Source organism: Burkholderia sp. RF2-non_BP3 (assembly GCF_001522185.1).
Classification (GTDB): Bacteria; Pseudomonadota; Gammaproteobacteria; order Burkholderiales; family Burkholderiaceae; genus Burkholderia; species Burkholderia diffusa.
Window position 1 is genome coordinate 83,078 of the sequence record NZ_LOSU01000028.1, and the last position, 25,210, is coordinate 108,287.

Annotated in this window: 25 protein-coding genes; 16 read left to right on the forward strand and 9 right to left on the reverse strand. The window is 67.1% G+C overall.

Annotation, left to right across the window (positions count from 1 at the left end):
* The first annotated feature begins 21 nt into the window (after nt 1-21).
* The 3 genes from WS45_RS10895 to WS45_RS10905 all read left to right on the forward strand — a co-directional run bounded on the left by WS45_RS10895 (nt 22) and on the right by WS45_RS10905 (nt 2,207).
* Nucleotides 22-450, forward strand: a complete 429-nt coding sequence (locus tag WS45_RS10895) for a MarR family winged helix-turn-helix transcriptional regulator (RefSeq protein WP_059689493.1) — start codon at nt 22-24, stop codon at nt 448-450.
* Between the two features lie 67 nt (nt 451-517).
* The gene (locus tag WS45_RS10900) at nt 518-1,765 is read left to right on the forward strand and encodes an aconitase X (RefSeq protein ID WP_059699805.1); all 1,248 of its coding nucleotides are present in this window, start codon (nt 518-520) and stop codon (nt 1,763-1,765) included.
* Complete coding sequence (locus WS45_RS10905; RefSeq protein ID WP_059689495.1) at nt 1,758-2,207, forward strand: aconitase X swivel domain-containing protein; 450 nt, start codon at nt 1,758-1,760, stop codon at nt 2,205-2,207. The genes WS45_RS10900 and WS45_RS10905 overlap by 8 nt, the downstream gene beginning before the upstream one ends.
* A gap of 124 nt (nt 2,208-2,331) precedes the next feature.
* Here WS45_RS10905 and WS45_RS10910 read toward each other — a convergent pair whose 3' ends face one another.
* Nucleotides 2,332-3,414: an AraC family transcriptional regulator gene (locus tag WS45_RS10910; protein WP_059531726.1), complete on the reverse strand. Its 1,083-nt coding sequence runs from the start codon at nt 3,412-3,414 to the stop codon at nt 2,332-2,334.
* 76 nt (nt 3,415-3,490) lie between these two features.
* Here WS45_RS10910 and WS45_RS10915 point away from each other — a divergent pair, with 76 nt between their 5' ends.
* On the forward strand, nt 3,491-5,524 hold the full coding sequence (locus tag WS45_RS10915) for an NADPH-dependent 2,4-dienoyl-CoA reductase (protein WP_059699807.1): 2,034 nt from the start codon (nt 3,491-3,493) through the stop codon (nt 5,522-5,524).
* 36 nt (nt 5,525-5,560) lie between these two features.
* Here WS45_RS10915 and WS45_RS10920 read toward each other — a convergent pair whose 3' ends face one another.
* Both WS45_RS10920 and WS45_RS10925 read right to left on the reverse strand, forming a co-directional pair.
* On the reverse strand, nt 5,561-5,965 hold the full coding sequence (locus tag WS45_RS10920) for a DUF2471 family protein (protein WP_059531720.1): 405 nt from the start codon (nt 5,963-5,965) through the stop codon (nt 5,561-5,563).
* A gap of 186 nt (nt 5,966-6,151) precedes the next feature.
* Nucleotides 6,152-7,045: a LysR family transcriptional regulator gene (locus WS45_RS10925; protein WP_059699808.1), complete on the reverse strand. Its 894-nt coding sequence runs from the start codon at nt 7,043-7,045 to the stop codon at nt 6,152-6,154.
* An 86-nt stretch (nt 7,046-7,131) separates the two neighbouring features.
* Here WS45_RS10925 and WS45_RS10930 point away from each other — a divergent pair, with 86 nt between their 5' ends.
* Nucleotides 7,132-7,917 carry an NAD(P)H-dependent oxidoreductase gene (locus tag WS45_RS10930; RefSeq protein ID WP_059531714.1) on the forward strand — a complete coding sequence of 262 codons (786 nt, stop codon included), beginning with the start codon at nt 7,132-7,134 and terminating at the stop codon, nt 7,915-7,917.
* A 139-nt stretch (nt 7,918-8,056) separates the two neighbouring features.
* Here WS45_RS10930 and catC read toward each other — a convergent pair whose 3' ends face one another.
* Genes catC through WS45_RS10945 form a run of 3 tightly spaced genes read right to left on the reverse strand, consistent with a single transcriptional unit; the run spans nt 8,057 to nt 10,460 of the window.
* Nucleotides 8,057-8,347: a muconolactone Delta-isomerase gene (gene catC, locus WS45_RS10935; RefSeq protein WP_050017398.1), complete on the reverse strand. Its 291-nt coding sequence runs from the start codon at nt 8,345-8,347 to the stop codon at nt 8,057-8,059.
* 40 nt (nt 8,348-8,387) lie between these two features.
* A complete protein-coding gene (catA, locus tag WS45_RS10940) occupies nt 8,388-9,290 on the reverse strand; it encodes a catechol 1,2-dioxygenase (protein ID WP_059531711.1) in 903 nt (300 codons plus the stop codon).
* Between the two features lie 36 nt (nt 9,291-9,326).
* Nucleotides 9,327-10,460, reverse strand: a complete 1,134-nt coding sequence (locus WS45_RS10945) for a muconate/chloromuconate family cycloisomerase (RefSeq protein WP_059699810.1) — start codon at nt 10,458-10,460, stop codon at nt 9,327-9,329.
* Between the two features lie 91 nt (nt 10,461-10,551).
* Between WS45_RS10945 and WS45_RS10950 the strand changes: the two genes are divergently transcribed.
* The gene (locus tag WS45_RS10950; RefSeq protein ID WP_059531705.1) at nt 10,552-11,442 is read left to right on the forward strand and encodes a LysR family transcriptional regulator; all 891 of its coding nucleotides are present in this window, start codon (nt 10,552-10,554) and stop codon (nt 11,440-11,442) included.
* Nucleotides 11,443-11,616: 174 nt separating this feature from the next.
* Here the strand turns inward: WS45_RS10950 and andR are convergent, their stop codons facing one another.
* The gene (gene andR, locus WS45_RS10955) at nt 11,617-12,573 is read right to left on the reverse strand and encodes an anthranilate 1,2-dioxygenase regulatory protein AndR (RefSeq protein ID WP_059531702.1); all 957 of its coding nucleotides are present in this window, start codon (nt 12,571-12,573) and stop codon (nt 11,617-11,619) included.
* A 212-nt stretch (nt 12,574-12,785) separates the two neighbouring features.
* On the opposite strand from andR, the gene andAc reads away from it, so the two are divergent.
* The 5 genes from andAc to WS45_RS10980 all read left to right on the forward strand — a co-directional run bounded on the left by andAc (nt 12,786) and on the right by WS45_RS10980 (nt 17,564).
* Nucleotides 12,786-14,057, forward strand: coding sequence for an anthranilate 1,2-dioxygenase large subunit AndAc (gene andAc, locus WS45_RS10960; RefSeq protein WP_059448779.1), 1,272 nt, complete (start codon nt 12,786-12,788; stop codon nt 14,055-14,057).
* A gap of 17 nt (nt 14,058-14,074) precedes the next feature.
* The gene (gene andAd, locus WS45_RS10965) at nt 14,075-14,560 is read left to right on the forward strand and encodes an anthranilate 1,2-dioxygenase small subunit AndAd (RefSeq protein ID WP_059531699.1); all 486 of its coding nucleotides are present in this window, start codon (nt 14,075-14,077) and stop codon (nt 14,558-14,560) included.
* Between the two features lie 16 nt (nt 14,561-14,576).
* Nucleotides 14,577-14,903: an anthranilate 1,2-dioxygenase ferredoxin subunit AndAb gene (andAb, locus tag WS45_RS10970; RefSeq protein WP_039344765.1), complete on the forward strand. Its 327-nt coding sequence runs from the start codon at nt 14,577-14,579 to the stop codon at nt 14,901-14,903.
* Entirely contained in the window at nt 14,893-16,113 is a 1,221-nt protein-coding gene (gene andAa / locus WS45_RS10975) for an anthranilate 1,2-dioxygenase system ferredoxin--NAD(+) reductase (protein WP_059699812.1), read from the forward strand. The genes andAb and andAa overlap by 11 nt, the downstream gene beginning before the upstream one ends.
* A 164-nt stretch (nt 16,114-16,277) precedes the next feature.
* Nucleotides 16,278-17,564, forward strand: coding sequence for a DUF445 domain-containing protein (locus WS45_RS10980; RefSeq protein WP_059699813.1), 1,287 nt, complete (start codon nt 16,278-16,280; stop codon nt 17,562-17,564).
* A 48-nt stretch (nt 17,565-17,612) separates the two neighbouring features.
* On the opposite strand, the gene WS45_RS10985 is transcribed toward WS45_RS10980, so the two are convergent.
* Nucleotides 17,613-17,912, reverse strand: coding sequence for an addiction module antidote protein (locus WS45_RS10985; RefSeq protein WP_006750245.1), 300 nt, complete (start codon nt 17,910-17,912; stop codon nt 17,613-17,615).
* Nucleotides 17,913-17,915: 3 nt separating this feature from the next.
* Nucleotides 17,916-18,233, reverse strand: a complete 318-nt coding sequence (locus WS45_RS10990; RefSeq protein ID WP_107938181.1) for a type II toxin-antitoxin system RelE/ParE family toxin — start codon at nt 18,231-18,233, stop codon at nt 17,916-17,918.
* A 377-nt stretch (nt 18,234-18,610) separates the two neighbouring features.
* Here WS45_RS10990 and WS45_RS10995 point away from each other — a divergent pair, with 377 nt between their 5' ends.
* The 5 genes from WS45_RS10995 to WS45_RS11010 all read left to right on the forward strand — a co-directional run bounded on the left by WS45_RS10995 (nt 18,611) and on the right by WS45_RS11010 (nt 25,179).
* The gene (locus WS45_RS10995; RefSeq protein ID WP_059689500.1) at nt 18,611-20,251 is read left to right on the forward strand and encodes an acetolactate synthase large subunit; all 1,641 of its coding nucleotides are present in this window, start codon (nt 18,611-18,613) and stop codon (nt 20,249-20,251) included.
* A gap of 28 nt (nt 20,252-20,279) precedes the next feature.
* Nucleotides 20,280-21,713, forward strand: a complete 1,434-nt coding sequence (locus tag WS45_RS11000) for an aldehyde dehydrogenase family protein (protein WP_059531683.1) — start codon at nt 20,280-20,282, stop codon at nt 21,711-21,713.
* A 251-nt stretch (nt 21,714-21,964) separates the two neighbouring features.
* Nucleotides 21,965-23,548: a Na+/H+ antiporter gene (locus WS45_RS11005; RefSeq protein ID WP_059699816.1), complete on the forward strand. Its 1,584-nt coding sequence runs from the start codon at nt 21,965-21,967 to the stop codon at nt 23,546-23,548.
* A 25-nt stretch (nt 23,549-23,573) separates the two neighbouring features.
* Complete coding sequence (locus tag WS45_RS34875; RefSeq protein ID WP_156437112.1) at nt 23,574-23,789, forward strand: hypothetical protein; 216 nt, start codon at nt 23,574-23,576, stop codon at nt 23,787-23,789.
* A gap of 256 nt (nt 23,790-24,045) precedes the next feature.
* A complete protein-coding gene (locus WS45_RS11010; protein WP_059531677.1) occupies nt 24,046-25,179 on the forward strand; it encodes a hybrid sensor histidine kinase/response regulator in 1,134 nt (377 codons plus the stop codon).
* The last annotated feature ends 31 nt before the right edge of the window (nt 25,180-25,210 follow it).

The window sequence follows — 25,210 nt, forward strand, 5'->3', positions numbered from 1 at the left end:
TGCACATATAAATTGCCGGTCATGAACGATATCCAGATGGCCCACGCGTGCAATTGCCTCGCGCTGCGTCAGGCGGCGCGCTTCGTCACGCAACTTTACGAGCGGCATCTGGCCCCGGTCGGTGTCACGCCCGCGCAGTTCTCGATCATGGTGAACCTGTCGCACCGGCCCGGCCTGGTGATGAGCGAACTCGCCGACACGCTGGTGATGGATCGCACGACGCTGTTGCGCGCGCTGAAGCCGCTGCAGCGCGACGGCTTCGTCGCCGCGGCCGCGTCCGAGCATGACGCGCGCGCGCATGCGCTCAGCCTGACGAAGCTCGGCGAGCGCACCTACGCGCAGGCGAAAGTCGCGTGGCAGGCCGCGCAGGACGAGTTCGAGACGCAGTTCGGCCGCGGCCGCGCCAAGGCGCTGCGCGACGAGCTGTTCAGCCTGACGGCGCAGCGATAGGCGCGACGCGCGCGGTAGTATTACAAAAGCGATCCGGATCCACCGGACGAGACACGAGGAGCCCCCCATGCTGCAGTTGAGCGAGCGCGACGACGCGATGTTGCGCGGCGCATTCGGCGACGGCGTCGCGCGCGCGATGCGGATCGTCGCGCGCACGGCCGAGGTCATGTCGGCGCCGCGCCTGATCGACATCACGTCCGCGCATATCGACGGCTGTCTTTACCACGGCCAGACCAGCCTCGACTTCGTCGAATATTTCGTCGACACCGGCGCGCAGGTCGCGGTGCCGACCACGCTGAACGTCGGGTCGCTCGACCTGATCCATCCCGAGCTGTATCGCGGCGACCGCACGATCCAGCGCGACGCGCAACGCCTGATGGACGCGCATCTCCAGCTCGGCTGCGAGTCGAGCTTCACGTGCGCGCCGTATCAGCTGAAGAATCGTCCGCGCCTGGGCGAGCAGATCGCGTGGGCCGAATCCAATGCGATCGTGTTCGCCAACTCGGTGCTCGGCGCACGCACCAGCCGCTATGGCGACTTTCTCGATCTGGCCGCCGCGATCACCGGGCGCGCGCCGTATGCGGGGCTGCACGTCGAATCGAATCGCGCGGCGCGGATCGTGTTCAACGCGCCGGACTTCGGCCACCGGCCGTCGCGCGACATCTATTTCGCGGCGCTCGGATTGCTGATCGGCCGGATCGCCGGCGCGACCGTGCCGGCGATCGTCGGGCTGCCGGCGGACACCACCGAGGACGAACTCAAGGCGCTCGGCGCGGCCGCCGCATCGAGCGGCGCGGTCGCGCTGTTCCATGCGGTGGGCGTCACGCCCGAGGCGCCGACGCTCGACGCCGCGCTGCACGGGCAGGCGGCGCAGCGAACGGTCGATGTCGCGATGGCCGATCTCGACGAGATCCGCCGCACGCTGAACCACGGCGCGGCCGGCGATGCGCTCGTCGCGGTCGCGCTCGGCACGCCGCACTTCTCGCTGGCCGAATTCCGCACGCTCGACGCGCTGCTCGACCAGTTCGACGGCAAGCCGAAGTGCGATTTCTACGTGAACACGAGCCGCTTCATCCTGTGGGAACTGGGCGAGCTCGGGCTTGCCGTCAAGTTCGACGCGCGCGGCATCCAGATCGTCGTCGACACCTGCACGTACATCACGCCGGTGATGAAACAGCTGTCGGGCCTGGTGATGACGAACTCGGGGAAATGGGCGTCGTATGCGCCCGCGAACATCGGCGTCACGGTCGCGTACGGCAGCATGCGCGAGTGCGTGCGTTCCGCGTTCGAAGGAAAGGTGCGATTCGATGACTGAAGCAAGCATTCGGAAACTGACGGGCGACACGCTCGTGCCGGGCAGCGCATGCGCGACGACGATCGTGCTCGACAAGCCGCTCAGCTTCTGGGGCGGCTACGACTCGGGCGCGGGGCGGATCGTCGATCGCGGGCATCCGCAGGCGGGCGCGAGCCTGGCCGGCCGGATCATGGTGATGCCGCATGCGAAGGGCTCGAGTTCGAGCAGCAGCGTGCTCGCGGAAGCGGTGCGCAACGGCACGGGGCCGGTCGGGATCGTGCTGAAGGAGCGCGACCTGATCATCTCGATCGGCGCGATCGTCGCCGCGGAGCTGTATGCGATCGCGGTGCCGGTGGTGTGCGTGACCGATGCGGTGTACGACGCGATCGTCGCCGCGACGGGCGACGTGCGAATCGACGCAGGCGAGGGCGACGGCGGCGCGCGGATCGACGTCGGCGGCTGACGCGTCGCGCGCTCGCCGGCTCGGAGGGAGCGGGTGTGCGGCGCACTTGCACGAAGCGGCCGATCGCCGTTCGACCGAACGATGAAATATCAACGGGGCGCGTGGCGCCGCCCGCGTTCTCCGGTCATTCGTGCGTGGCTCCGGCGGCCGCTTCCCGATAGGCGCTCGGCGTCTGCCCGGCCCAGCGCCGGAATGCGCGCGTGAAATTCGCCGGGTCGGTGAACTGCAGCCGCTCGGCGATCGTCTTCAGGTCGAGATCCGACGCCGACAGCAATAGCTTCGCATCGCGAAAGCGCGCTTCGTCGAGCAGTTGCCGATAGCTCGACCCCGCTTCCTCGAGCCGGCGCCGCAACGTGCGCGTCGACACGAGCAGCGCGTCGGCGAGCGCCTCCGGACTGGAATAGTTGCCGGCGGTTCGCGCCAGTTCCGCGCGCACGCGCTCGACCAGATCGCCTTCCTCCTGACGCACCTGCGCATACTCGCGCTCGACCTGCACGAGCGCTTGCCGGTGCGCGACTTCGTCGGCGAGCGGCAGCGGCCAGTCGAGCACGTCGTGCGCGATCCACAGCGCGTTCGCCGCGCAGCCGAATTCGACCGGCGGCAGCTGGTCGCGATAGCGTGCGAAGTAATCGGGCTCCGGCCATGCGAAGCGCAGCGCGATCGGCGGCGACGCGCGCCCGGACCACTGCGAGATGTTCTGCGCGAGCCCCGTCAGCACGAACTCGAACATCACGTGATGTTGCAGCACCGGGCTCGCCTGCACGCCGTGCAGTTCGAGCGTCGCGCCGTCGTCGTCCTCCGCGTAGGTCAGCCGATATTGGCGGTTGCGCATCCGGAAGTAGCGCTGCGTGACGACCAGTGCTTCGCGGATGTCCCGCGCGGTCAGCGTCGCATAACCGAGGAAGCCGTGCACGGTCGGCTTCAGCAGCAGCCCGAACGCGAGCCCGATGCCCGGATCGCCGCCGATCTCGATCGCGTTGAGCACGAGCCGGCCCCATTGCGACGGCGCGACGCGCGCGTCCGGTTCGGCCAATACGGCATCGCGCAGCCCGGTGCCCGCGCGCACGGCGGCCGGATCGACGCCGCGCGCGGCCAGCGCCTGCAGCAGCAGGCGCGTGTAGGCGACCGGAATCGTCGGCCGGCGTAGCCCGAGGTGGTCCTTGCGTGACGGGGAGGTCATGTCGATTTGGCCGGAAATGACAAGCATTATGGCTGTTTGCCCCCTCACGTTCAAGGCGGCGCGCAGCCTACGATGGCACGTATCGCTTATCGGCAGACTCACCATGACGACTTCCTTTCCCCACCTGCTCGCGCCGCTCGATCTCGGCTTCACCACGCTGAAGAACCGCGTGCTGATGGGCTCGATGCACACGGGCCTCGAGGACAGCCGCAAGACGCTGCCGCGGCTCGCCGACTATTTCGCCGAACGTGCGCGCGGCGGCGTCGGCCTGATCGTGACCGGCGGCTTCGCGCCGAACGTGGCCGGCTGGACCAAGCCGTTCGGCGGCACGCTGATGACGTCGGCCGGCGCGCGGCGCCATCGCGTGATCACCGACGCCGTGCATGCGGACGACGGCAAGATCGCGCTGCAGATCCTGCATACCGGCCGCTACGGCTACCACCCGTTCGCGGTCGCGCCGTCGAAGATCAAGTCGCCGATCTCGCCGTTCGCGCCGCACGAACTCAGCGCGCGCGGCGTCGAGCGGCAGATCCGCGCGTTCGTCCGCTGCGCGCAGCTTGCGCGCGAGGCCGGCTACGACGGCGTCGAGATCATGGGCTCCGAGGGCTACCTGATCAACCAGTTCATCTCGATGCATACGAACAAGCGCGGCGACCAGTGGGGCGGTTCGTACGAGAACCGGATCCGGCTGCCGATCGAGATCGTCGCGCGCACGCGCGAGGCGGTCGGGCGCGACTTCATCCTGATCTACCGGCTGTCGATGCTCGACCTGATTCCGGACGGCAGCGACTGGAGCGAGACCGTGCAGCTCGCGAAGGCCGTCGAGCGCGCGGGCGCGACCATCATCAATACGGGGATCGGCTGGCACGAGGCGCGCGTGCCGACGATCGCGACGTCGGTGCCGCGCGGCGCGTTCGCGTGGGTGACGAAGAAGATGAAGGGCGAGGTCGGCATCCCGCTCGTGACGACCAACCGGATCAACCGGCCCGAGGTGGCCGAGCAGATTCTCGCGGACGGCTGCGCGGACATGGTGTCGATGGCGCGCCCGCTGCTCGCGGATGCCGAGTTCGTCGTCAAGGCCGCGCAGGGCCGGGCAGACGAGATCAACACCTGCATCGGTTGCAACCAGGCGTGTCTCGACCACGCGTTCAAGAACCAGATCGCGTCATGCCTGCTGAATCCGCGCGCATGCCACGAGACCGAGCTGATTTATACGCGCGTGCAGCAGCCGAAGCGCATCGCGGTGGTCGGCGCGGGGCCGGCCGGGCTCGCGTGCTCGACCGTGCTCGCGCAGCGCGGCCACCACGTCGATCTGTTCGACGCGGCGGCGGAGATCGGCGGCCAGTTCAACATGGCGAAGCGGATTCCGGGCAAGGAGGAGTTCGACGAAGCGCTGCGTTATTTCGGCCGTCAGGTCGAGCTGACCGGCGTGAACCTGCACCTGAACCGCCGCGTCGATGCGAGCGACCTGATCGCGGGCGGCTACGACGAAATCGTGCTCGCGACCGGCGTGGCGCCGCGCGACCCGAAGATTCCCGGCCAGGACGGGCCGAACGTGCTCAGCTACATCGACGTGCTGGCCGGCGGGCAGCCGGTCGGCCGGCGGGTCGCGGTGGTCGGCGCCGGCGGCATCGGCTTCGACGTCGCCGAATACCTGGTGCAGGGCGGCGAGTCGCCGACGCTCGATCTGGAAGAGTGGAAAGCGGAGTGGGGCGTGACCGATCCGGCCGCGACGCGCGGCGGCGTGACGCGCGCGCAGGTCGGGGCGCCGGCTCGCGAAGTGACGCTGCTGCAGCGCAAGGCCGCGCCGCTCGGCAAGGGGCTCGGCAAGACGACCGGCTGGATTCACCGCGCGACGCTGAAGATGAAGCAGGTGAAGATGATCGGCGGCGTGAACTACGAACGGATCGATGCGCGCGGGCTGCACGTGTCGTACGGCGAGCAGCGGACCGATCATGAACTGATCGAAGCCGACACGATCGTGCTGTGCACGGGGCAGGAGCCGCAGCGCGCGCTGCTCGCGCCGTTGCAGGCGGCCGGACGCTCGGTGCACCTGATCGGCGGCGCGGAACTGGCGGCCGAGCTCGATGCGAAGCGTGCGATCGATCAGGGATCGCGACTCGCGGCGCGGCTGTAACGGGCGTCGTTCCGGGTTGGGAAATGGCGGCGTGCGTCAGGCCGCTTCGGCGCGCTCTTCCTCCTCCGCTTCCAGCATCGCCTTGACGATCAGGTAGACGGCCGGCAGGTCGTCGTCGTCGCGACGCCAGTCGACCGGTTCCTCGACATCTGCCGCCACCAGCCGGCTGCCGCGCAGGCGGATGAACGCGTCGACGACCGTCGGATCGTTGCGGCTCAGGAAACCGGTATTCGAGAACGCGAGTTCCTCGACGTTCAGCAGCGCCTGCCAGCTCATCGTGCGGACGGCGGCCGGATGGGTGCGGCGTCGCAGGCCGAGCGCGCGTTGGGCGGGGCCGCCGACGACACGCTGCAGGTCGACGACCGCCCGCTGCGCGGCACGTTCGAAGTGGGCGGGGTTGAAGCCGGGTTGCTCGGGATCGAATGCGGATGACTGGAACATGGTCGCCTCACAAAAGTCCGTCCGTCATGGGTGACGGAATTCGGGTCAAATGGTGCAAAATCACTGTAAATATATACAGTGTCCGAGGCGGTTTCAAGTCCTGAATGCATGTCGGTTTGCCGGCACCGGGTCGAGTGCCGTGGCGACGGTGGCCGGCGCGCGCGCCGCGCGGTTTTCGCGAACGACTTACACCGACGCCGCGATCGTCTCGCGCAACCACCGATGCGCGGGATCGCGGTGCACGCGCTCGTGCCACAACATCGACATTTCATAGCCGGGAACGTGAACGGGCGCTTCCACCACGCGCAGCGCGGGCACGTCGCGCACCAGACGCTCGGGCAGCATCGCGACGAGATCCGTGCTGGCGACGGCCGACATCACGAACAGGAAATGCGGAACGGACAGCACGACACGCCGCGCGGCGCCCGCTTTCGCGAGCGTTTCATCGGTCACGCCGAAGAAGCCGCCGCCGTCGGGCGACACGATCACGTGTTCCAGCGCGCCGAACTGCGCGAGCGTCGGGCGCCGCTTCAGCTTCGGATGACCGGCGCGGCCGACGAGCACGTAGCGCTCGACGAACAGCGGCAGGCGCCGCATCCCTTCCGGTGAACCTTCCGTCGTGTGGAAGGCCAGGTCGATGCCGTTTCGCTCCGCGTCCTGCTCGATGCGCGGCGGCACGAGCTCGACGACGGCGACGCGCGTCGCGGGGGCGGCCGACCGCAGCGTGTTCAGCGCGGGCAGGACGATCGTCGATTCGCCGTAGTCGGTCGCGGCCACGCGCCACGTGTTCGTCGCGGTTGCCGGATCGAACGGCGTGGCCGTCAGCACCGCGCGTTCGACCGCGTCGAGCGCGTCCCGCAGCGGCTCGCGCAGCGTTTCCGCGCGCGCGGTCGGCCGCATGCCGCGCGGTCCGGGAAGCAACAGCGGATCGCCGAAGAAATCGCGCAGTTTCTGCAACTGCACGCTGACCGACGGCTGCGACATATTCAGTTTTTCGGCTGCACGCGTGACGTTGTGCTCGGCGAGCAGCACGTCGAGCGTGATCAGCAGGTTCAGATCCAGTCGTCTGAGATTGTTCATGGTTATACCTGGAATTTCAGGAATTCATTTCAAATATACCTTTGGCGACGGCATCCTGCAGTCATTCAATCAACGGAGTGACGAACATGAATGTGCTGATCGTTTATGCCCATCCGGAACCGCGTTCGCTGAACGGCGCGCTGCGCGACTTTGCCGTCGAGCGGCTCGAAGCGGCGGGGCATAGCGTGCAGGTGACGGACCTGTATGCGATGAACTGGAAGGCCGCGTTCGACGCGAACGACGTGACCGATCGCACGCCCGACGCGCGTTTCGATCCGTCGCTCGATTCGAAGCACGCGTTCGCGACGGGCACGCAAAGTGAAGACATCGCGCGCGAACAGGAAAAATTGAAGTGGGCCGACGCGGTGATCCTGCAGTTTCCGCTGTGGTGGTTTTCGATGCCGGCGATCATGAAGGGCTGGGTCGAGCGCGTGTATGCGTATGGTTTTGCATACGGCGTCGGCGAACACTCCGACCTGCACTGGGGCGACCGTTACGGCGAAGGGTCGCTTGCGGGCAAGCGCGCGATGATCGTCGTCACGACGGGCGGCTGGGAGTCGCATTACAGCGCACGCGGCATCAACGGGCCGATCGACGACGTGCTGTTTCCGATCCAGCACGGGATTCTCTATTACCCCGGCTTCGACGTGCTGCCGCCGTTCGTGATCTACCAGACGCACCGGATGGACGACGCGCGTTTCGACGAAACGCGTGCTGCGCTCGGCAAACGTCTCGACGAACTGTGGACCGCGCAGCCGATTCCGTTCCGGCGGCAGAACGCGGGCGACTACGATATTCCGGCGCTGACGCTGAAGGCGGAGATCGCACCGGGGACGGTGGGGTTCGCGGCGCATCTGGCGCAGGAGCGGTGATCGTCGCCGCATCGTCGTGATGCGGGTCGATACCTGGACGGGACGGCTGCAAAGCGACACGGGCGACCGGCGAGAAAATCGCCGGCCGCCCGTGCCGTCCTCTTCGCGGCCGTTCAGTCGCGCCGCGCGTCGCGTTCGCTTACCGATCATCCTCCCGCACCGAAGAAGGATGCCGGCACAGCGCCCGCACTTCCATCTCCATATACGGAAACAGCGGCAGCTGACTCAACACGTCATGCAGTTGCTGCACGCTTTCGACGTCGAAAATACTGACGTTCGCATACTGCCCCGCGATCCGCCACAGATGCCGCCAGGTTCCTTCGTTCATCAGCCGCTGGCACATCGCCTTCTCTTCGGCCTTCAGCGTGGCCGCCTTGACCGGATCCATGTCCGCCGGCAGACGGACGGTCATTTCCACATGAAACAGCATCCTGCGCTCCTTGCGTTGTCGATTCGTCGAACGGGGCCGCTCAGGCCTGTGCACGCGCCCGCTCGACTTCGCTCGCCGGCACGTCCTGCTTGTCCTTGAGCAGCGAGAAATCGAAGTCGATCAGCGCGAATTGCCCGTCGACGCCATACGGCTTGCCTTCCGCGCCCTCGGCCTGCTTGATCTTCGGGATCAGCCCCTCGCGGGTCGCGAATGCGAAGTCGTCCCAGATGTGCGGATCGCCTTCGATGTTGATCTGCGTCGTCAGCTTACGATATCCGTCCGCGGAAACGAAGAAGTGGATGTGCGCCGGACGATGGCCGTGACGGCCGAGCTGGTCGAGCAGTTGCTCGGTCTTGCTGCCCGGCGGCACGCTGTAGCCGACCGGCAGCACGCTGCGGAAGCTGTAGCGGCCCTCGGCGTCGGTGCGGATCGAGCGGCGCAGGTTGAACGCCGGCTGCGACTGGTCGAAGTACGAATAGTTGCCCAGATGGTTCGCGTGCCACACTTCGACGAGCGCATTCGCGATCGGCGCGCCGTCCTGACCGAGCACCTGACCGCGCATGATCAGCGTCTGGCCCGGATCGGTGCCGTCGTCGAGACGCGCATGGCCGACCGATTCCGGCGCGCCCGCGACGTACAGCGGCCCTTCGATCGTGCGCGGCGTGCCGCCGTGGAAGCCGGCCTTTTCCTCGGCCTCGTCCATCCGCACGTCGAGGAAGCGCTCGAGGCCGAGGCCCGCGGCGATCAGCCCGAATTCACGGCCGGCTTCGTTCAGGTAGTTGAGCGCGGTCCAGAACTCGCTCGGCTGCACGTCGAAGTCCTCGATCGTGTAGCAGATGTCCTTCACGATCCGGTTGACGATCGCGCGCACGCGCGGGTTGCCGGGCTTTTCCGCGGCGTCGTCGAAGGTTTTCAGCAGGGCGTCGATGGCTTGCTTGTTCATCTGTGTCTCCGGTTTCGGTTGTCGTGTCATGCGGGATCAGCGGGCGTTGCGTCGCATCCGTTCGATGCGGGCCCAGTCGAAGGTGATGCCGAGGCCGGGCGTCGCCGGCAGGTGCAGCTTGAAATCCTGGTAACGCAGCGGCTCGACGAGGATTTCCTCGGTGAGCAGCAGTGGGCCGAACAGCTCGGTGCCCCATTTCAGCGAGCCGAACGTGCTGAACAGTTGCGCGGACGCCATCGTGCCGGCCGCGCCTTCGAGCATCGTGCCGCCGTACAGGTCGATGCCGGCCGCCGACGCGATCGATGCGACGCTCGCCGCACCGAGCAGGCCGCCCGATTGCGCGATCTTCACCGCGAACACGTCGGCCGCGCGGTCCTGCGCGAGTGCGAACGCATCGACGGGGCCGTGCAGCGCCTCGTCGGCCATGATCGGAATCTGCGCGAGCTGCGTGAGGCGTTTGAGCCCCGCGCGATTGGTCGCGGCGATCGGCTGCTCGACGAGGCTCACGCCGGCCTCCGCGAGGCGTGCGCCGGCCCGGATCGCGTCGGTTTCGGTCCATGCCTGGTTCACGTCGACGCGGACGTCGCCACGGTCGCCGAGCGCGCGCTTGATCGCGATCACGTGCGCGACGTCGTCGTCGACCGCGTTCGATCCGATCTTCAGCTTGAATGCGCGATGGCGGCGCGCGTCGAGCATCGCCTCGGCTTCCGCGATGTCGCGCTGCGTGTCGCCGCTCGCGAGCGTCCACGCGACATCGACGGCATCGGTGGTGCGGCCGCCGAACAGCTCGGACAGCGGCACGCCGAGGCGGCGCGCCTGCGCGTCGAACAGCGCGGTCTCGATCGCGCACTTCGCGAACCGGTTGCCCTGGAACAGCTTGCGCGCACGCGCCATCGCGGCGCCCGGGCGCGTCGCGTCCATGCCCTGCAGGAGCGGCGCGAAGTAGGTGTCGATGTTGACCTTGATGCTCTCGGGGCTTTCCTCGCCATACGCGAGACCGCCGATCGTGGTCGCCTCGCCGACGCCTTCGATACCGTCCGTGCATCGAACGCGGACCAGCACGAGGGTCTGGCAATTCATCGTGGCGACCGAGAGCTTGTGGGGCCTGATCGTCGGCACGTCGACGAGCAGCGTCTCGATGCGTTCGATGGTGGCGGTAGTTGCTATCATGCGATTCCTCCTGTTGGTGCACATGGTAGGAATTCCCGGCCGGCGGCGTCCAACACTCTTTCCGACTACTTCCATACCTTCGAGGCATGAAATGGAATTGCGCCAGCTTCGGTACTTCATCGCCGTCGCGGAGGAAATGAACATCACGCGGGCCGCGGAGCGGCTGCACATGACGCAGCCGCCGCTGAGCCGCCAGCTCCAGGCGATCGAGGACGAGGTCGGGCTGCCGCTGTTCGAGCGCGGCGCGCGGCCGCTGAAACTGACCGACGCGGGCCGCGTGTTCTATGCGCAGGCGACGCGCGTCGTCGAACAGGCCGACGAACTCGGCCCGCTGACGCGGCGGCTCGCGCAGTTGTCGGAGCGGATCGTGATCGGCTTCGTGCCGTCGACGCTCTACGGCGCGCTGCCGGACGTGATCCGCGCGTTTCGCGAGGCGCATCCGGGCGTCGAGCTGTCGCTGATCGAAATGTTCACGCTCGAGCAGCTCGGCGCGCTGAAGGGCGGGCGGATCGACGTCGGGTTCGGCCGCCTGCGTTTCGACGACGACCAACTCGTGCGCGAGGCGCTGATCGAGGAAAAGCTGATCGCGGCGCTGCCGGTCGGGCATCCGCTCGCCGATCCGGACCGGCCGCTGACGCTCGCGGACATCGCGAACGAGACGCTGATCGTCTATCCGAGCACGCCGCGGCCGAGCTTCGCGGACCAGCAACTGTCCGCGCTGCGCGACGGCGCGCTCGTGCCGGCGGCCGTGCACGAGGTGCGCGAACTGCAGACGGCGCTCGGGCTCGTCGCCGCGCAGGTGGGCGTGTCGCTGGTGCCGGAAAGCGTGGAAGGCGTGCGCGTGAAGGGCGTCGTCTATCGGCGGCTGCCGGAGCCCACGGCGACCTCGCCGATCATCATGAGCCGCCGGCTGCACGGCGAAAGCGCCGCGACGACCGCGTTCTGCGCGATCGCGCGGGAGATGATCGCGCCGGCGGCGTAGCGACGGTCGTTTCCGTATTGACCGCAACTAACGGTCAAATTCGGCGGGCCAGGCCGAATACGGAGCCGGTATCGCGATGCAGATGTCATATACCGCTGATGCAGGCGGGCAGCAAGCCGGCAAGCTGCGCCGGTCGGCAATCGGCAAGGCGGGGAACCCGCGCCCGCCTACCGCCTACCGCTTCCCGTCGAGCGTCTCCGAAGGCGATTCGCCGAACTTCTCCCGGTACGCGATCGCGAATCGCCCGAGATGCGTGAACCCGCAATCGAGCGCGATATCGGCGATCCGTCGCTCGGACACCGACCCGCGCAGCAATTCCCGCGCATGCTCGAGCCGCGTCGCGCGCAGGTACTGCATCGGGCTCATCCCGCGGAACTGCAGGAAGGCGTCGCGCAGCGTCCGCTCCGGCACGTTGGCGGCCTGGACGATATCGGCGAGCTGCAGCGGTTGCGCGTAGTGCGCGTTCACGAACTCCTGCGCGCGCCGCACGAAGCCCGGCGCGGGATCCTGGCGCGCGCTCGGCGCCGACGGCGGGTGGCCTTCGATCAGCAAATCGATCAGCAGATGCTCGAGCTGCGACGCGACGCGCGGGTTCGCGTTCGCCCGTTCGAGCAGCGCCGGCGAGCGGGCGACGAGCATCAATTGCTGGCGCCATGCGGTGAGCGCGGCATCGCTGATGTGCAGCACGGGGTCGAGCATCGCGCGCGGGTCGCCGGTCAGCGAGCCGACGGTCGCGGCATCGATGCGCAGCACGAACTGCTCGCAATCGGCCGACAGCACCGCGTCGAAGCGCTCGCCGGGCGCGCACAGCACGCCGGTCTGCCCGTCGACGCCGAGCCGGCGCCCCATCGCGTGGACTTCCGCCTGCCCGGACAGGCAGAACATCAGCAGGTAATAGCCGTCGACGGCGTCGACCTGCACGCGCATCGCGTCGCCGAACGCGATGGTGCCGATCCCGAGCCCGCCGAGCCGCACGAAATCCATATGCGACGCGCCTTGCACGCGGCCGCTCGGCAGCAGCGCATGCGGCTGCATCACGCGCGAGATCCGCTCGCGCGTCTCGTCGAGATCGCGGGATTCGAACAGCCGGTGCGCACGCAGCGCAAGCGGCTCGAACGACGTTGGGGACATGGGCATCGGCCTTGGTATGAACGACGGGCGCTTCGATCCGACGAATGGGTCGCGATCGTGCGCGGGTCGCGTGTGTCGCCATGCTAGCGCAGAAATCCGCCGAAAGTGGATATTGCGCCGCCGCAATCGCACTTTCCGGATAGACGCCGAATATTAGCTTTTCAAAAATCGGCTCCATGCAATCAACGAAACGGAACCAGAAGGAGTCCGACATGGAGCAGACAGAATCGCCCGTCGTATTCGCCGCGCGCGACGACGCGTCCGATGTGCGCTTTCCGCACGACGACGGCTCGCGCGTGCCGTACAAAGTGTTCAGCTCGCGCGCGGTCTACGATCGCGAGCAGGAACGCATCTTCCGCGGGCCGACCTGGAACTTCGTCGCGCTGGAAGCGGAAATCCCGAACGCCGGCGACTTCAAGAGCACGTTCGTCGGCGACACGCCGGTCGTCGTCACGCGCACCGAGGACGGCACGCTGTCCGCGTGGGTGAACCGCTGCGCGCACCGCGGCGCGCAGGTATGCCGCAAGTCGCGCGGCAACGCGAGCTCGCACACGTGCGTGTACCACCAGTGGAGCTTCGACAACCAGGGCAACCTGCTCGGCGTGCCGTTCCGGCGCGGCCAGAAGGGGATGACGGGGATGCCGGCCGACTTCGACCCGAAGCAGCACGGGCTGCGCAAGCTGCGTGTCGACAGCTATCGCGGGCTCGTGTTCGCGACCTTCAGCGATGACGTGGCGCCGCTGCCCGACTATCTCGGCGAGCAGATGCGTCCGTGGATCGACCGCATCTTCCACAAGCCGATCGAGTATCTCGGCTGCACGCGCCAGTATTCGAAGTCGAACTGGAAGCTGTACATGGAGAACGTGAAGGACCCGTATCACGCGAGCATGCTGCACCTGTTCCATACGACCTTCAACATCTTCCGCGTCGGGATGAAGGCGCGCTCGATTCCGGATGCGAACCACGGGCTGCACAGCATCATCACCGTGACGAAGACGGGCGACGACACGTCGGCCGCGTACAAGCAGCAGAACATCCGCTCGTTCGACGAGGGCTTCCATCTGGAAGACGAATCGATCCTCGATCTCGTGTCGGAATACGACGAGGACTGCACGAACCATATCCAGCCGATCTTTCCGCAACTCGTGATCCAGCAGATCCACAACACGCTGGTCGCGCGCCAGATCCTGCCGAAGGGGCCGGACAACTTCGAGCTGATCTTCCACTTCTTCGGCTACGCGGACGACACGCCCGAACTGCGCGCGCTGCGCATCAAGCAGGCGAACCTGGTCGGGCCGGCCGGCTACATCTCGATGGAAGACACCGAGGCGACCGAACTGGTGCAGCGCGGCACGGTGCGAGATGCGGATGCGACGTCGGTGATCGAGATGTCGCGCGGCAACCCGGACCAGCAGGATACGGTGATCACCGAAAGCCTGATCCGCAAGTTCTGGGTCGGGTACCAGAAGCTGATGGGCTATTGAAGCGGGAGCGCGGAACGATGGAAAACCTGACGGAAGACATGAAGACGTGGTTCGAGATTTACATGCTCCAGAACCGCTACATCGGCCACCTCGACAACGACCGGCTCGAACACTGGCCGGAAATGTTCACCGAGGACTGCACGTACGAAATCGTGCCGAAGGAGAACGCGGATCTCGGGCTGCCGGTCGGGATCGTCCACTGCACGAACCAGCGGATGCTGCGCGACCGCGTGGTGTCGCTGCGGCACGCGAACATCTTCGAAGAGCACACGTACCGGCACATGACGTCGGGCCTCACGATCGTCGCGGAGCGCGACGGCGAGATCGACACCGAGAGCAACTACGTGGTCGTGCAGACGCGCAGCAACGGCGAATCGAACGTGTACCAGGCCGGCAAGTACTACGACACGGTCGTGCGCACGCCCGACGGGCTGCGCTACAAGACCAAGCGCGTGATCTACGACACGTCGCGCGTGCAGACGCTGCTCGCCACCCCGATCTGACTGCGAAGGAAACGACATGACCGAAGCAACGCTCGCCGAATGGCATCCGCTGGGCGCATTCGACGAATTCTCCGAAGACGAACCGGCCGCGCGCGTCGCCGGCCAGAAGCCGATCGCGGTGTTCCGGATCGGCGACGAACTGTTCGCGATGCACGACCTCTGTTCGCATGGTCACGCGAGGCTGTCCGAAGGCTATGTGGAAGACGGCTGCGTCGAATGCCCGCTGCACCAGGGGCTGATCGACATTCGCACCGGTGCGCCGAAATGCGCGCCGATCACCGAGCCGGTACGGACGTATCCGATCCGGATCGTCGACGGTCAGGTGGAAGTCAATGTCGGCTGACCCGTTCGTGATCGTCGGCGCCGGCCACGCGGCGCGGCGCACGGCCGAGGCGCTGCGCGCGCGCGACGCCGACGCACGCATCGTGATGATCGGCGCGGAGCGCGAGCTGCCGTACGATCGGCCCGCGCTGTCGAAGGACGCGCTGCTGGGCGACGGCGGCGAGCAGCGCGCGTTCATCCGCGATGCGGCCTGGTACGACGCGCAGCGCATCGAGCTGCGGCTCGGCACGTGCGTCGACGCGATCGAGCGCGATGCGCAGCGCGTGCGGCTCGACGACGGCGCGACGTTGCCGTACGCCCGGCTCGTGCTCGCGACGGGTTCGCGCGTGCGCGCGTTCGGCGGGCCGGTCGACGACGGCGTCGTCCCGCATTACGTGCGCACCGTTGCCGACGCGCGTGCGTTGCGCGCGCAGCTCGCGCCGGGGCGTCGCGTGGCGGTGCTCGGCGGCGGCTTCATCGGCCTCGAAGTGGCGGCCGCGGCACGCCAGCTCGGTTGCGACGTGACGGTGATCGACCCGGCTCAACGCTTGCTGCAGCGTGCGTTGCCGGAAGTCGTCGGCGCGTATGCGCGGCAACTGCATGACGCACGTGGCGTGACCTTCCAGATGGCGACGCTGCCGCGCGCGATTCGTCGCGCACCGGGCGGCAGCGCGATCGTCGAGACCGATCGCGGCGACGTGCCGGCCGATGTCGTCGTGATCGGCATCGGCGTCGTGCCCAACGTCGAACTCGCGCAGGCGGCCGGCCTTGAGGTCGACAACGGCATCCGTGTCGATGCGGGATGCCGGACGGCCGATCGCGCGATCTTCGCGGCGGGCGAGGTGACGATGCACTTCAATCCGCTGCTCGGGCGTCACGTGCGGATCGAGTCGTGGCAGGTCGCGGAGAATCAGCCGGCGGTCGCGGCTGCGAACCTGCTGGGTGCGGACGAAATCTATGCCGAGCTGCCGTGGCTGTGGTCCGATCAGTACGACTGCAACCTGCAGATGCTCGGGCTGTTCGGCGGCGAGCGAACGACCGTCGTGCGTGGCGATCCCGCGAGCGGGCCGTTCACAGTGTTCGGGCTCGACGACGACGGGAAGATCGCTGCGGTGGCCGCGGCGAATCTGGGGCGCGACATCGGTGCATCGCGGCGCCTGATCGCGGCAGGCGCCGTGCCCGATCCGGCGAAGCTCGCCGATCCGGCGGTGAACCTGAAGACGTTTCTCTGAGGCAGAGCGCGAACGCGGCCGGCGCGGCCGTGTTCGCGTCGGGTCGCTGAAACGTCGAGGGAAACCTGTTCCGGGCAACCTTTCCGGCTCGCGCCACGCGCGCGGGTTTGTCGCGGGCCGGCGATCGGTGCATATTAGCGGCATTGCCGTTTCACCGGTCGCCCATGACGCCAGACAAAGCCCTCGAACTGAAACGCAGCAAGCGCCGCGCGCTATGGCTGCTGCTGGCCGCGGTCGCGGTATTCGTCACGACGATCCTGCTGCCGCGCGGCCCGTGGGTCGACGGTTTCAAGGCGGTGGCCGAGGCCGCGATGGTCGGCGCGCTCGCCGACTGGTTCGCGGTCGTCGCGCTGTTCCGCCGCGTGCCGATTCCGTTCGTGTCGCGCCACACCGAAATCATCCCGAAGAACAAGGACAAGATCGCCGACAACCTCGCGGTGTTCGTGCGCGAGAAATTCCTCGGTCCCGACGCACTCGTCGCGCAGATTCGCCAGCACGATCCCGCACGGAAACTCGGCGCATGGCTCGGCGAGCCCGCGAACACCGACGCGCTCGGCGGCTACGTGACGAAGCTGATGAGCTTCGCGCTCGACATGACCGACGATGCGCGGATCCAGTCGTTCGTCCACGACGCGTTCCGCGCGGTGATCGACCGGATCGACCTGTCGCAGTCGGTGGGCGCGATCCTCGACACGCTGACGAAGGACGGCCGTCACCAGGCGTTGCTCGACGACGCGATCGCGCAGGTGGTCGACGTGCTCGACAAGGAAGAGAACCGTGAGGTGATCGCGGGCTTCATCGTCGAATGGCTGAAGACGCAATACCCGAAGGTCGAGAAGATCATGCCGACGCAGTGGTTCGGCGAGAACGGCGCGCGCATGCTGGCGAGCGCGGTGAGCCGCGTGCTCGAGGGCGTGGCGGCCGATCCGGAGCACGAATTGCGACAGCGCTTCGACCGCACGGTCGTGCGGCTCACCGAGCGGCTGAAGCATGACCCGGTGTTCATCGCGAAGGGCGACGAAATCAAGCGCTACATCCGCGACGGCGACGCGTTCAACGACTATGTACGCGATCTGTGGGACCAGTTGCGCGCATGGCTGAAGGCCGATCTCGCGCGGCCCGATTCGACGCTGCACCGGCAGGCCGCGACGCTCGGCGGCTGGCTCGGCGCGCGGCTCGCGGAGAGCCCGGCGCTGCGCGCGTCGCTGAACGAGCACGTCGAGAAGGCCGTGCACGAGATGGCGCCGGATTTCGCGGATTTCCTGATGCGTCACATCCGCGATACGGTGCGCAACTGGGATGCGCGCGAGATGTCGCGGCAGATCGAGTTGAACATCGGCAAGGACCTGCAGTACATCCGCATCAACGGCACGCTGGTCGGCGGGCTGATCGGGCTCGGGCTGTATCTGGTCTCGCTGGTGCCGCGCTGGGCGGCCGAGTGGTTGCATTGATGCGGGCGCGGCCGTTGCGCACGTGGCGCGCCGCCGTACGCCGCTGAATCAAGCGTGTGCCTTCGCGCCGTGCAGTTGCAGGCCGAGGGCCTTGATCACTTTCAGGATCGTGCCGAAGCTCGGATTGCCGTCGTGCGACAGCGCCTTGTACAGACCTTCGCGCGACAGGCCCGCATCGCGCGCGACCTGCGACATGCCGCGCGCGCGGGCGATCACGCCGAGCGCATGCGCGATGAAGGCCGGGTCGTCGCCGGCTTCCTGCAGACAGGCCTCGAAGTAGTCGGCCATGTCGTCGTCGGTTTTCAGGTGTTCGGCCGAATCCCATGGCCGGGTCTTGATCTTGTCCATCGATCACTCCAGGTCGAGCCGCTCGAGCATCGCGTGCGCGGCGCGGATGTCCGCCTGTTGCGTCGACTTGTCGCCGCCGCAGAGCAGGATCACCCATATCGTTCCGCGTCTGACGTAATAGACGCGATAGCCGGGGCCGTGGTCGACACGCATTTCGACGACGGGTGAGCCGGCGGATTTCCAGTCACCCGGGTTGCCCATCGACAGACGGTCGATGCGCGCCTGGATGCGCCGCCGGGCGACGCGATCCTGCAGGCGGGCAAACCACGCGTCGAAGACGTCGGTAGTCCGGATACTGAACGTAGGCGCACTGTAGGACATGGATCGCGGTATGTCAACCATGGTTCACAGGTTTGGTAAATGGAATCGGGGTGCGTCCAACAATAGGGCCGCGCGCGCCGTTTGAGGGCGAATTGGCCGTCAGGCCGATCCTTTTGCGCGGCCGGACCCGGCCATTCGGCCGAAGTCGGAATTCCGCGAATCCGTCTACAATCAAAAACGTCCTTGCCGCCCGTGCGTGCTTGCCGCGCGCGGGCGGATCCGTTTGTCCTCCTGCACAGGGAGGCGCCGCCGTGCGTTGCGCGGCGGGCAGTGCCGTGGTCACCAGTAGGTAAAGCGTCCGCGTGCCGTAGGCCGGCGCGCGTTCTGAACGTCGCGCGCTCGTAAGCCGGGCAGGCGGCATCAACCGAGAGTCCCCCATGAAAGCATCGGATCTGTTCGTGAAGGCGCTGGAAGCCGAAGGCGTCGAGTACGTGTTCGGCATCCCCGGCGAGGAAAACCTCGATCTGCTCGAATCGCTGCGGCGATCGAAGATCAAGCTCGTGCTGACCCGGCACGAGCAGGCGGCCGGGTTCATGGCCGCCACCTACGGGCGGCTGACGGGCCGCACCGGCGTGTGTCTCGCGACGCTCGGGCCGGGCGCGACCAACTTCGTGACGGCTGCCGCGTATGCGCAGCTCGGCGGCATGCCGATGCTGATGATCACCGGGCAGAAGCCGATCAAGTCCAGCAAGCAGGGGCACTTCCAGATCGTCGACGTCGTCGGCATGATGCAGCCGCTCACGAAGTTCACGCGACAGATCGTGTCGATCGGCAACATCCCGTCGGCGGTGCGCGAGGCGTTCCGTCGCGCGGAGGAGGAGCGCCCCGGCGCCGCGCACCTCGAGCTCCCGGAGGACATCGCGCACGAGGAGGGCGACGGCAAGCCGATTCCGCGCAGCTACAGCCGGCGGCCGGTGGCGGAGGAGAAGGCGGTCGCGCACGCGGTCGACGCGATCCAGGCCGCGCGCCACCCGCTGTTGATGATCGGCGCGGGCGGCAATCGCAAGACGACCTGCAAGATGCTGCTCGAATTCGTCGACAAGACGGGCATCCCGTTCTTCACGACCCAGATGGGCAAGGGCGTGATCGACGAAACGCATCCGCTGTGGCTCGGCAACGCGACGCTGTCCGACGGCGACTTCGTGCACCGCGCGATCGAGCATGCGGACTGCATCATCAACGTCGGCCACGACGTGATCGAGAAGCCGCCGTTCTTCATGCGCACGGACGACAAGACCGTGATCCACGTGAACTTCCTCGGCGCGCAGGTCGATCCCGTCTACTTCCCGCAGATCGAGGTGGTCGGCGACATCGCGAACGCGGTGTGGCAGATGAAGGAGGCGATCGCGCCGCAGCCGCATTGGGATTTCACGCGCTTCGCGATGATCAAGGAGCACTTCGACGCGCACCTGCAGAAAGGCCAGCACGACCCGCGCTTCCCGATGTACCCGGTGCGGATCGTGAACGACCTGTACAACGCGCTGCCGACCGACGGGATCGTCTGTCTCGACAACGGGATGTACAAGATCTGGTTCGCGCGCTACTGGCGTGCGCATGAACCGAACTCGCTGCTGCTCGACAACGCGCTCGCGTCGATGGGCGCGGGCCTGCCGTCGGCGATCGCGACGAAGATCGTGCATCCGCAGCGCAAGGTGATCGCCGTGTGCGGCGACGGCGGCTTCATGATGAATTCGCAGGAACTCGAAACGGCCGTGCGGCTGAAGCTCGACATCGTCGTGATGATCCTGCGCGACGACGCGTTCGGAATGATCCGCTGGAAGCAGGAGAACATGAACTTCCCCGATTTCGCGATGACGTTGAAGAACCCCGATTTCGTGTCGTATGCGCAGAGCTACGGCGCGCACGGGCATCGCGTCGAAGCGGCCGACGATCTCGAGCCGCTGCTGCGCGACTGCTTCGCGACGCCGGGCGTGCACGTGATCGACGTACCGATCGACTATTCGGACAACGAACGCGTGCTCAACCGCGAAATCAAGCGCCTGTCGGCGCAACTCTGAATCCGCAGTTCACCGGAAGGAGCGTTCCATGCTGAAGGATACCTATCCGTACTATCTGGCCAACGAGGCCGTCTACGCGAACACCGATCTGGAAGTGACCGACAAATTCAGCGGCAAGGTCGCGACCCGCGTCGCGCTGGCCGACGCGAAGGCGATCGATGCGGCCATCGGCGCGGCGGTCGACGCCGCGAAGCCGATGCGCGAGTTGCCGGCGTACAAGCGTCAGGCGGTGCTCGACCACTGCGTCGCGCGCTTTCGCGAGCGATTCGACGAGCTGGCGGAGGCGTTGTGCATCGAGGCCGGCAAGCCGATCAACGATTCGAAGGGCGAAGTGACGCGGCTGATCGATACGTTCCGCGTCGCGTCCGAGGAGTCGGTGCGCATCGACGGCGAGGTGATCAACCTCGAGATCTCCGCACGCGCGCAAGGCTACACCGGCTATACGCGGCGCGTGCCGATCGGCCCGTGCTCGTTCATCTCGCCGTTCAACTTCCCGCTGAACCTCGCCGCGCACAAGGTTGCACCCGCGTTGGCCGCGGGCTGTCCGTTCGTGCTGAAACCCGCGAGCCGCACGCCGATCGGCGCGCTGATCATCGGCGAGGTGCTCGCCGAAACCGACCTGCCGAAGGGGGCATTCTCGGTGCTGCCCGCGCATCGCGACGGCGCGGACCTGTTCACGACCGACGAGCGCTTCAGGCTGCTGTCGTTCACCGGTTCGCCGGCCGTGGGCTGGGCGCTCAAGGAGAAGGCCGGGAAGAAGAAGGTCGTGCTGGAGCTCGGCGGCAACGCGGCGGCGATCGTCGACGCGGACCAGCGCGAGCAGCTCGACTACGTGGTCGAGCGTCTCGCGTTCGGCGCGTATTACCAGTCGGGCCAGAGCTGTATCGGCGTGCAGCGGATCCTCGTGCATGCGGATCTGTACGACGCGCTGCGCGACAAGCTGATCGCGAAGACGCGTTCGCTGAAGATGGGCGATCCGAAGGATCCGTCGACGTTCGTCGGCCCGATGATCTCCGAATCCGAATCGCGCCGGCTGTCCGGCTGGATGGACGCGGCCGTCGCGGCGGGCGCGAAGATCGTCGCGGGCGGCAAGGTCGACGGCGCGATGTTCGAGGCGACACTGCTGGAAAACGTCGGTCGCGAACAGGACCTGTACCGCAAGGAGGCATTCGGTCCCGTCGCGATCCTCGAGAAGTTCGAGCGCTTCGACGATGCGCTCGCGCGCGTCAACGACAGCGACTTCGGGCTGCAGGCCGGCGTGTTCACCGATTCGCTCGCGCATGCGCAGCGTGCGTGGGACGAGCTGGAGGTGGGCGGTGTCGTGATCAACGACGTGCCGTCGTTCCGCGTCGACAACATGCCGTATGGCGGCGTGAAGGATTCGGGGCTCGGCCGCGAAGGGATCCGCTACGCGATCGAGGACATGACCGAGCCGCGCCTGATGGTCGTGCGGCGCCGCTAGCGCGACGGGCGGCGGCTTGACGGCTGACGGCACGCGGGCGGGCGATCGTGCCGGCCCGCGTGCCGTTTTCGTCTCGGCGCACGCCGACGGGCGCGGCGATGCCCGCCATTGCGTCATCGTGGCGGCACCGCGCGCCGTGCTTGCCGAACGCGCTCGACTGCCTGCATCGCATCGTGATGTAATCGCGCGAATTGGCCGACCGGGGTACGACACCGGCTGGCGTGCGCATTCATTCCTCACGAGGTCGATTCATGTCCCCCGTCTCGGCATTCAAGCTGATTCTGTTGTCATTCCTCGCGATCGTCGCGCTCGAATACATCGCCAAGCGGTTGCGATTGCCGCCCGCGGCCGCGCTGCTGATCGGCGGCATCGGCATCGCGTTCATTCCCGGCCTGCCGCCGATCAATCTCGATCCGGAACTCGTGCTGCTCGTGTTCCTGCCGCCGCTGCTGATGGACGGCGCGTATTTCTCGGTGTGGGAGGAGTTCAAGCGCAACGTCGGCGGCATCATGATGCTCGCGATCGGCGCGGTGGTGTTCACGACGTTCGCGGTCGGTTTCGCCGTGCATTGGGTCGTGCCGTCGCTGCCATGGGCCGCGTGCTTCGCGCTCGGCGCGATCGTGTCGCCGCCCGATGCGGTGGCCGCGAAGGCGGTGCTCGAACGCGTCGCGCTCCCGCGCCGGCTGATGGTGCTGCTCGAAGGGGAAAGCCTGTTGAACGATGCGGCGGGCCTGGTGCTGTTCCGCTTCGCGGTCGCCGCCGCGCTGACGGGCGCGTTCAGCCTCGAGCACGCGGTCGTGCGCTTCGCGGAACTCGGGCTCGGCGGTGTCGTGGTCGGTTTCCTGGTCGGCAAGCTCGTCGTGTGGTTCCTGAAGCTGCTCGATGACGACTATCTGGTGATTACCGTCGCGGTGATCGCCGGCTGGATCGCGTACATCGCGGGCGAGATGGTCGAGGTGTCGGGCGTGATCGCGACGGTCACGGCCGGCATGATCGTCGGCTGGCATCAGCACGAGGTGTTCTCGGCGGCCGTGCGCACGCGCGGCACTGCGTTCTGGCAGGTCATCGTGTTCCTGCTCGAAGCGCTGGTGTTCGTGCTGATCGGGCTGTCGCTGCGCGGCGCGATCCACCGGCTCGGCGGTTTCGAGCAGGTGCTCGCGACGATGGTCCCGCCGGTGCTCGCGGTGCTGGTGGCGGTGATCGTGTCGCGCTTCGTCTGGATCTACGCGGTCGAGGCGCTGAAGGTGCCGGTGCGCGGGATCATTCGGCGCGGTGCCGCACCCGACTGGAAGGCCGCGACGATCATGAGCTGGGCCGGGATGCGCGGGGTCGTGACGCTGGCGATCGCGCTGTCGTTGCCGGAGGCGATGCCGGGCCGCGACGTGATCCTGGTCGCGTCGTTCGCGGTGATCCTCGTCACCGTGCTCATGCAGGGCACGACGATCGGGCCGCTGATCCGGCTGCTGCGCCTGCCTCAGCGCGAGGAGCGCGCCGCGCATCACCTGACCGAGCCGCAGGCGTGGGCGCACATCGAGGCCGCGCAGCTCGCGGCGATCCAGCCGCTGGTGCGCGACGACAGCGGCAAGGTGATTCACCCGCGCCTGCTGGAGCAATACACGTATCGCGCGGAACTGACCGAGCGGGCGAAGAACGAGCCTGCTTATCCGGCGGAGGTACGCACCGCGCACTACGACGTCGTGCTGGCCGCGATCAAGGCCGGGCGTGCGGAATTGTTGCGTCTGCATCGTTCGGGCCGCATCCACGACGAGATGCTGCACATGCTCGAGCGCGATCTCGACCTGCAGGAAGTGTCCGCGCAGCACGCGCGCGGGTAGCCGGCAGCGCGCGCGCCATGAACGCGTGGCCGCGCCGATCGTGTTCGTCGCGCGGTGCCGCGAGCCTTCGCGTCGCGCCGATCCAGGCGCGGCGCACGATTTTCCCCCTTCCATCTCTTCCGATTCCGCCGCATCGGAATCCGGCCCCAAAGCGCTCGACACGACGGCCTTGCAGCGCATGCAAACCTCGCGGTGCCGGCTTCGCAAACGTTATCGTCTTTCGCATCCGGAAATGATCTGATTTATCTGAATCCCGCTCTTTCACCATATTTGGCAAAACTAAACCGGAAGGAGATAGATGCTGTGTTCTAATTTCATTTAGAATCAGCCGGTTATCTTTATTGAGAGAAAGCGCGCGGAGGTAATGCGACCGTCGTCGGGGTGAATTCGGCGCTCGGATCCCCGCGAGGCAATGCCGACAGGCCAGATCGGCAACAATTGGCGGATTTCTCCGCCGCCAGTTTTAAGATGGCGTCCAAGTCGGATAAACAACTCCTATGAAAGAATCAATTGGAGATTTGGCGTTTGAAACGGTATTTATGAAAGAATCCAGCGGTGAAAATGCGCCGGATTGTCTGGAGTCGGGGCTATCGGTTCTCCTCGTCGACGATCAGCCGTTCGTCGGCGAGGTGATCCGCCGCGCATTGCGCAGCGAGCACGATATCGACCTGCATGTGTGCACGGACGCACATCGGGCGATGGCGGTCGCGCGCGACGTGAAGCCGACGGTCATCCTGCAGGATCTCGTGATGCCGGAAATCGACGGCCTCGACCTTGTTCGCGCGTGGCGCGCGGACACCGACACCGCACGCGTGCCGATCATCGTGCTGTCGGCGAAGGAGGAGCCGATCGTCAAGCGCGAGGCGTTCATCGCCGGCGCGAACGACTACCTCGTGAAGCTCCCGGACGCGATGGAGCTGACCGCGCGCATCCGCTATCACTCGAATTCGTACCTGATGTCGCGCCAGCGCGACGAAGCGCTGGATTTCCTGTCGCACGACATGCGTTCGCCGCAGACGTCGATCCTCGCGCTGCTCGAGGTCTACCGGACCGAGCACGGCGACATGCCGCCGATCATGGAGCGCATTGCCGGCCACGCACGGCGCGCGCTCGCGCTCGCCGACGGCTTCATCCACCTGACCCGCGCGCAGTCGGAACGTCGCGCGCACGAGGTCCTGAGTCTCAACGAGATCGTGCTCGACGCCGTCGACCAGCTGTGGGAGAAGGCGGCCGGATTCGGCAGCCGGGTATTTGCCCACGTGCCCGGCACCGAGTGCGTGACGATGGGCGACCGCATGATGCTCACGCGCGCGGTCGCGAACCTGATCGACAACGCGCTGAAGTACGGCCCGGCCGGTACGGACGTGCACTGCACGCTGAGCGACGACGGCGGTGCGTGGCTGATCGGCGTCGAGGACGCCGGCTCCGGCATCGCGCCCGAGCAGCGCACGGCCGCGACCGAGTCGTTCGTGCGGCTCGAATCCGCGCATGGCGCGGCGCGCAGCGGCTTCGGCCTCGGGCTTGCGTTCGTCCGCGCGACGGCCGCGCGGCATCGCGGCCAGATCCTGATGCGCAATACGGCGCGCGGCTTCATGGTCGCGCTTCGGCTGCCGGCGCAAGCGGAGCGATGATTTCGCGGCGCGGCCGGCCGGTGCCGCGCCG

What these genes read in the sequence shown, in the direction of transcription:
- WS45_RS10910 (WP_059531726.1), bottom strand. Translation starts at nt 3,414, where the DNA reads ATGCTTGTCATTTCCGGCCAAATCGACATGACCTCCCCGTCACGCAAG.
- WS45_RS10915 (WP_059699807.1), top strand. Translation starts at nt 3,491, where the DNA reads ATGACGACTTCCTTTCCCCACCTGCTCGCGCCGCTCGATCTCGGCTTC.
- WS45_RS11010 (WP_059531677.1), top strand. Translation starts at nt 24,046, where the DNA reads ATGAAAGAATCAATTGGAGATTTGGCGTTTGAAACGGTATTTATGAAA.
- WS45_RS10925 (WP_059699808.1), bottom strand. Translation starts at nt 7,045, where the DNA reads ATGAACAATCTCAGACGACTGGATCTGAACCTGCTGATCACGCTCGAC.
- WS45_RS10900 (WP_059699805.1), top strand. Translation starts at nt 518, where the DNA reads ATGCTGCAGTTGAGCGAGCGCGACGACGCGATGTTGCGCGGCGCATTC.
- WS45_RS10985 (WP_006750245.1), bottom strand. Translation starts at nt 17,912, where the DNA reads ATGGACAAGATCAAGACCCGGCCATGGGATTCGGCCGAACACCTGAAA.
- WS45_RS10920 (WP_059531720.1), bottom strand. Translation starts at nt 5,965, where the DNA reads ATGTTCCAGTCATCCGCATTCGATCCCGAGCAACCCGGCTTCAACCCC.
- andR (WP_059531702.1), bottom strand. Translation starts at nt 12,573, where the DNA reads ATGTCCCCAACGTCGTTCGAGCCGCTTGCGCTGCGTGCGCACCGGCTG.
- WS45_RS10990 (WP_107938181.1), bottom strand. Translation starts at nt 18,233, where the DNA reads ATGTCCTACAGTGCGCCTACGTTCAGTATCCGGACTACCGACGTCTTC.
- andAa (WP_059699812.1), top strand. Translation starts at nt 14,893, where the DNA reads ATGTCGGCTGACCCGTTCGTGATCGTCGGCGCCGGCCACGCGGCGCGG.
- WS45_RS10945 (WP_059699810.1), bottom strand. Translation starts at nt 10,460, where the DNA reads ATGATAGCAACTACCGCCACCATCGAACGCATCGAGACGCTGCTCGTC.
- WS45_RS10950 (WP_059531705.1), top strand. Translation starts at nt 10,552, where the DNA reads ATGGAATTGCGCCAGCTTCGGTACTTCATCGCCGTCGCGGAGGAAATG.
- WS45_RS10905 (WP_059689495.1), top strand. Translation starts at nt 1,758, where the DNA reads ATGACTGAAGCAAGCATTCGGAAACTGACGGGCGACACGCTCGTGCCG.
- andAb (WP_039344765.1), top strand. Translation starts at nt 14,577, where the DNA reads ATGACCGAAGCAACGCTCGCCGAATGGCATCCGCTGGGCGCATTCGAC.
- WS45_RS10995 (WP_059689500.1), top strand. Translation starts at nt 18,611, where the DNA reads ATGAAAGCATCGGATCTGTTCGTGAAGGCGCTGGAAGCCGAAGGCGTC.
- WS45_RS10930 (WP_059531714.1), top strand. Translation starts at nt 7,132, where the DNA reads ATGAATGTGCTGATCGTTTATGCCCATCCGGAACCGCGTTCGCTGAAC.
- WS45_RS11000 (WP_059531683.1), top strand. Translation starts at nt 20,280, where the DNA reads ATGCTGAAGGATACCTATCCGTACTATCTGGCCAACGAGGCCGTCTAC.
- catA (WP_059531711.1), bottom strand. Translation starts at nt 9,290, where the DNA reads ATGAACAAGCAAGCCATCGACGCCCTGCTGAAAACCTTCGACGACGCC.
- WS45_RS11005 (WP_059699816.1), top strand. Translation starts at nt 21,965, where the DNA reads ATGTCCCCCGTCTCGGCATTCAAGCTGATTCTGTTGTCATTCCTCGCG.
- WS45_RS10895 (WP_059689493.1), top strand. Translation starts at nt 22, where the DNA reads ATGAACGATATCCAGATGGCCCACGCGTGCAATTGCCTCGCGCTGCGT.
- WS45_RS10980 (WP_059699813.1), top strand. Translation starts at nt 16,278, where the DNA reads ATGACGCCAGACAAAGCCCTCGAACTGAAACGCAGCAAGCGCCGCGCG.
- andAd (WP_059531699.1), top strand. Translation starts at nt 14,075, where the DNA reads ATGGAAAACCTGACGGAAGACATGAAGACGTGGTTCGAGATTTACATG.
- catC (WP_050017398.1), bottom strand. Translation starts at nt 8,347, where the DNA reads ATGCTGTTTCATGTGGAAATGACCGTCCGTCTGCCGGCGGACATGGAT.
- andAc (WP_059448779.1), top strand. Translation starts at nt 12,786, where the DNA reads ATGGAGCAGACAGAATCGCCCGTCGTATTCGCCGCGCGCGACGACGCG.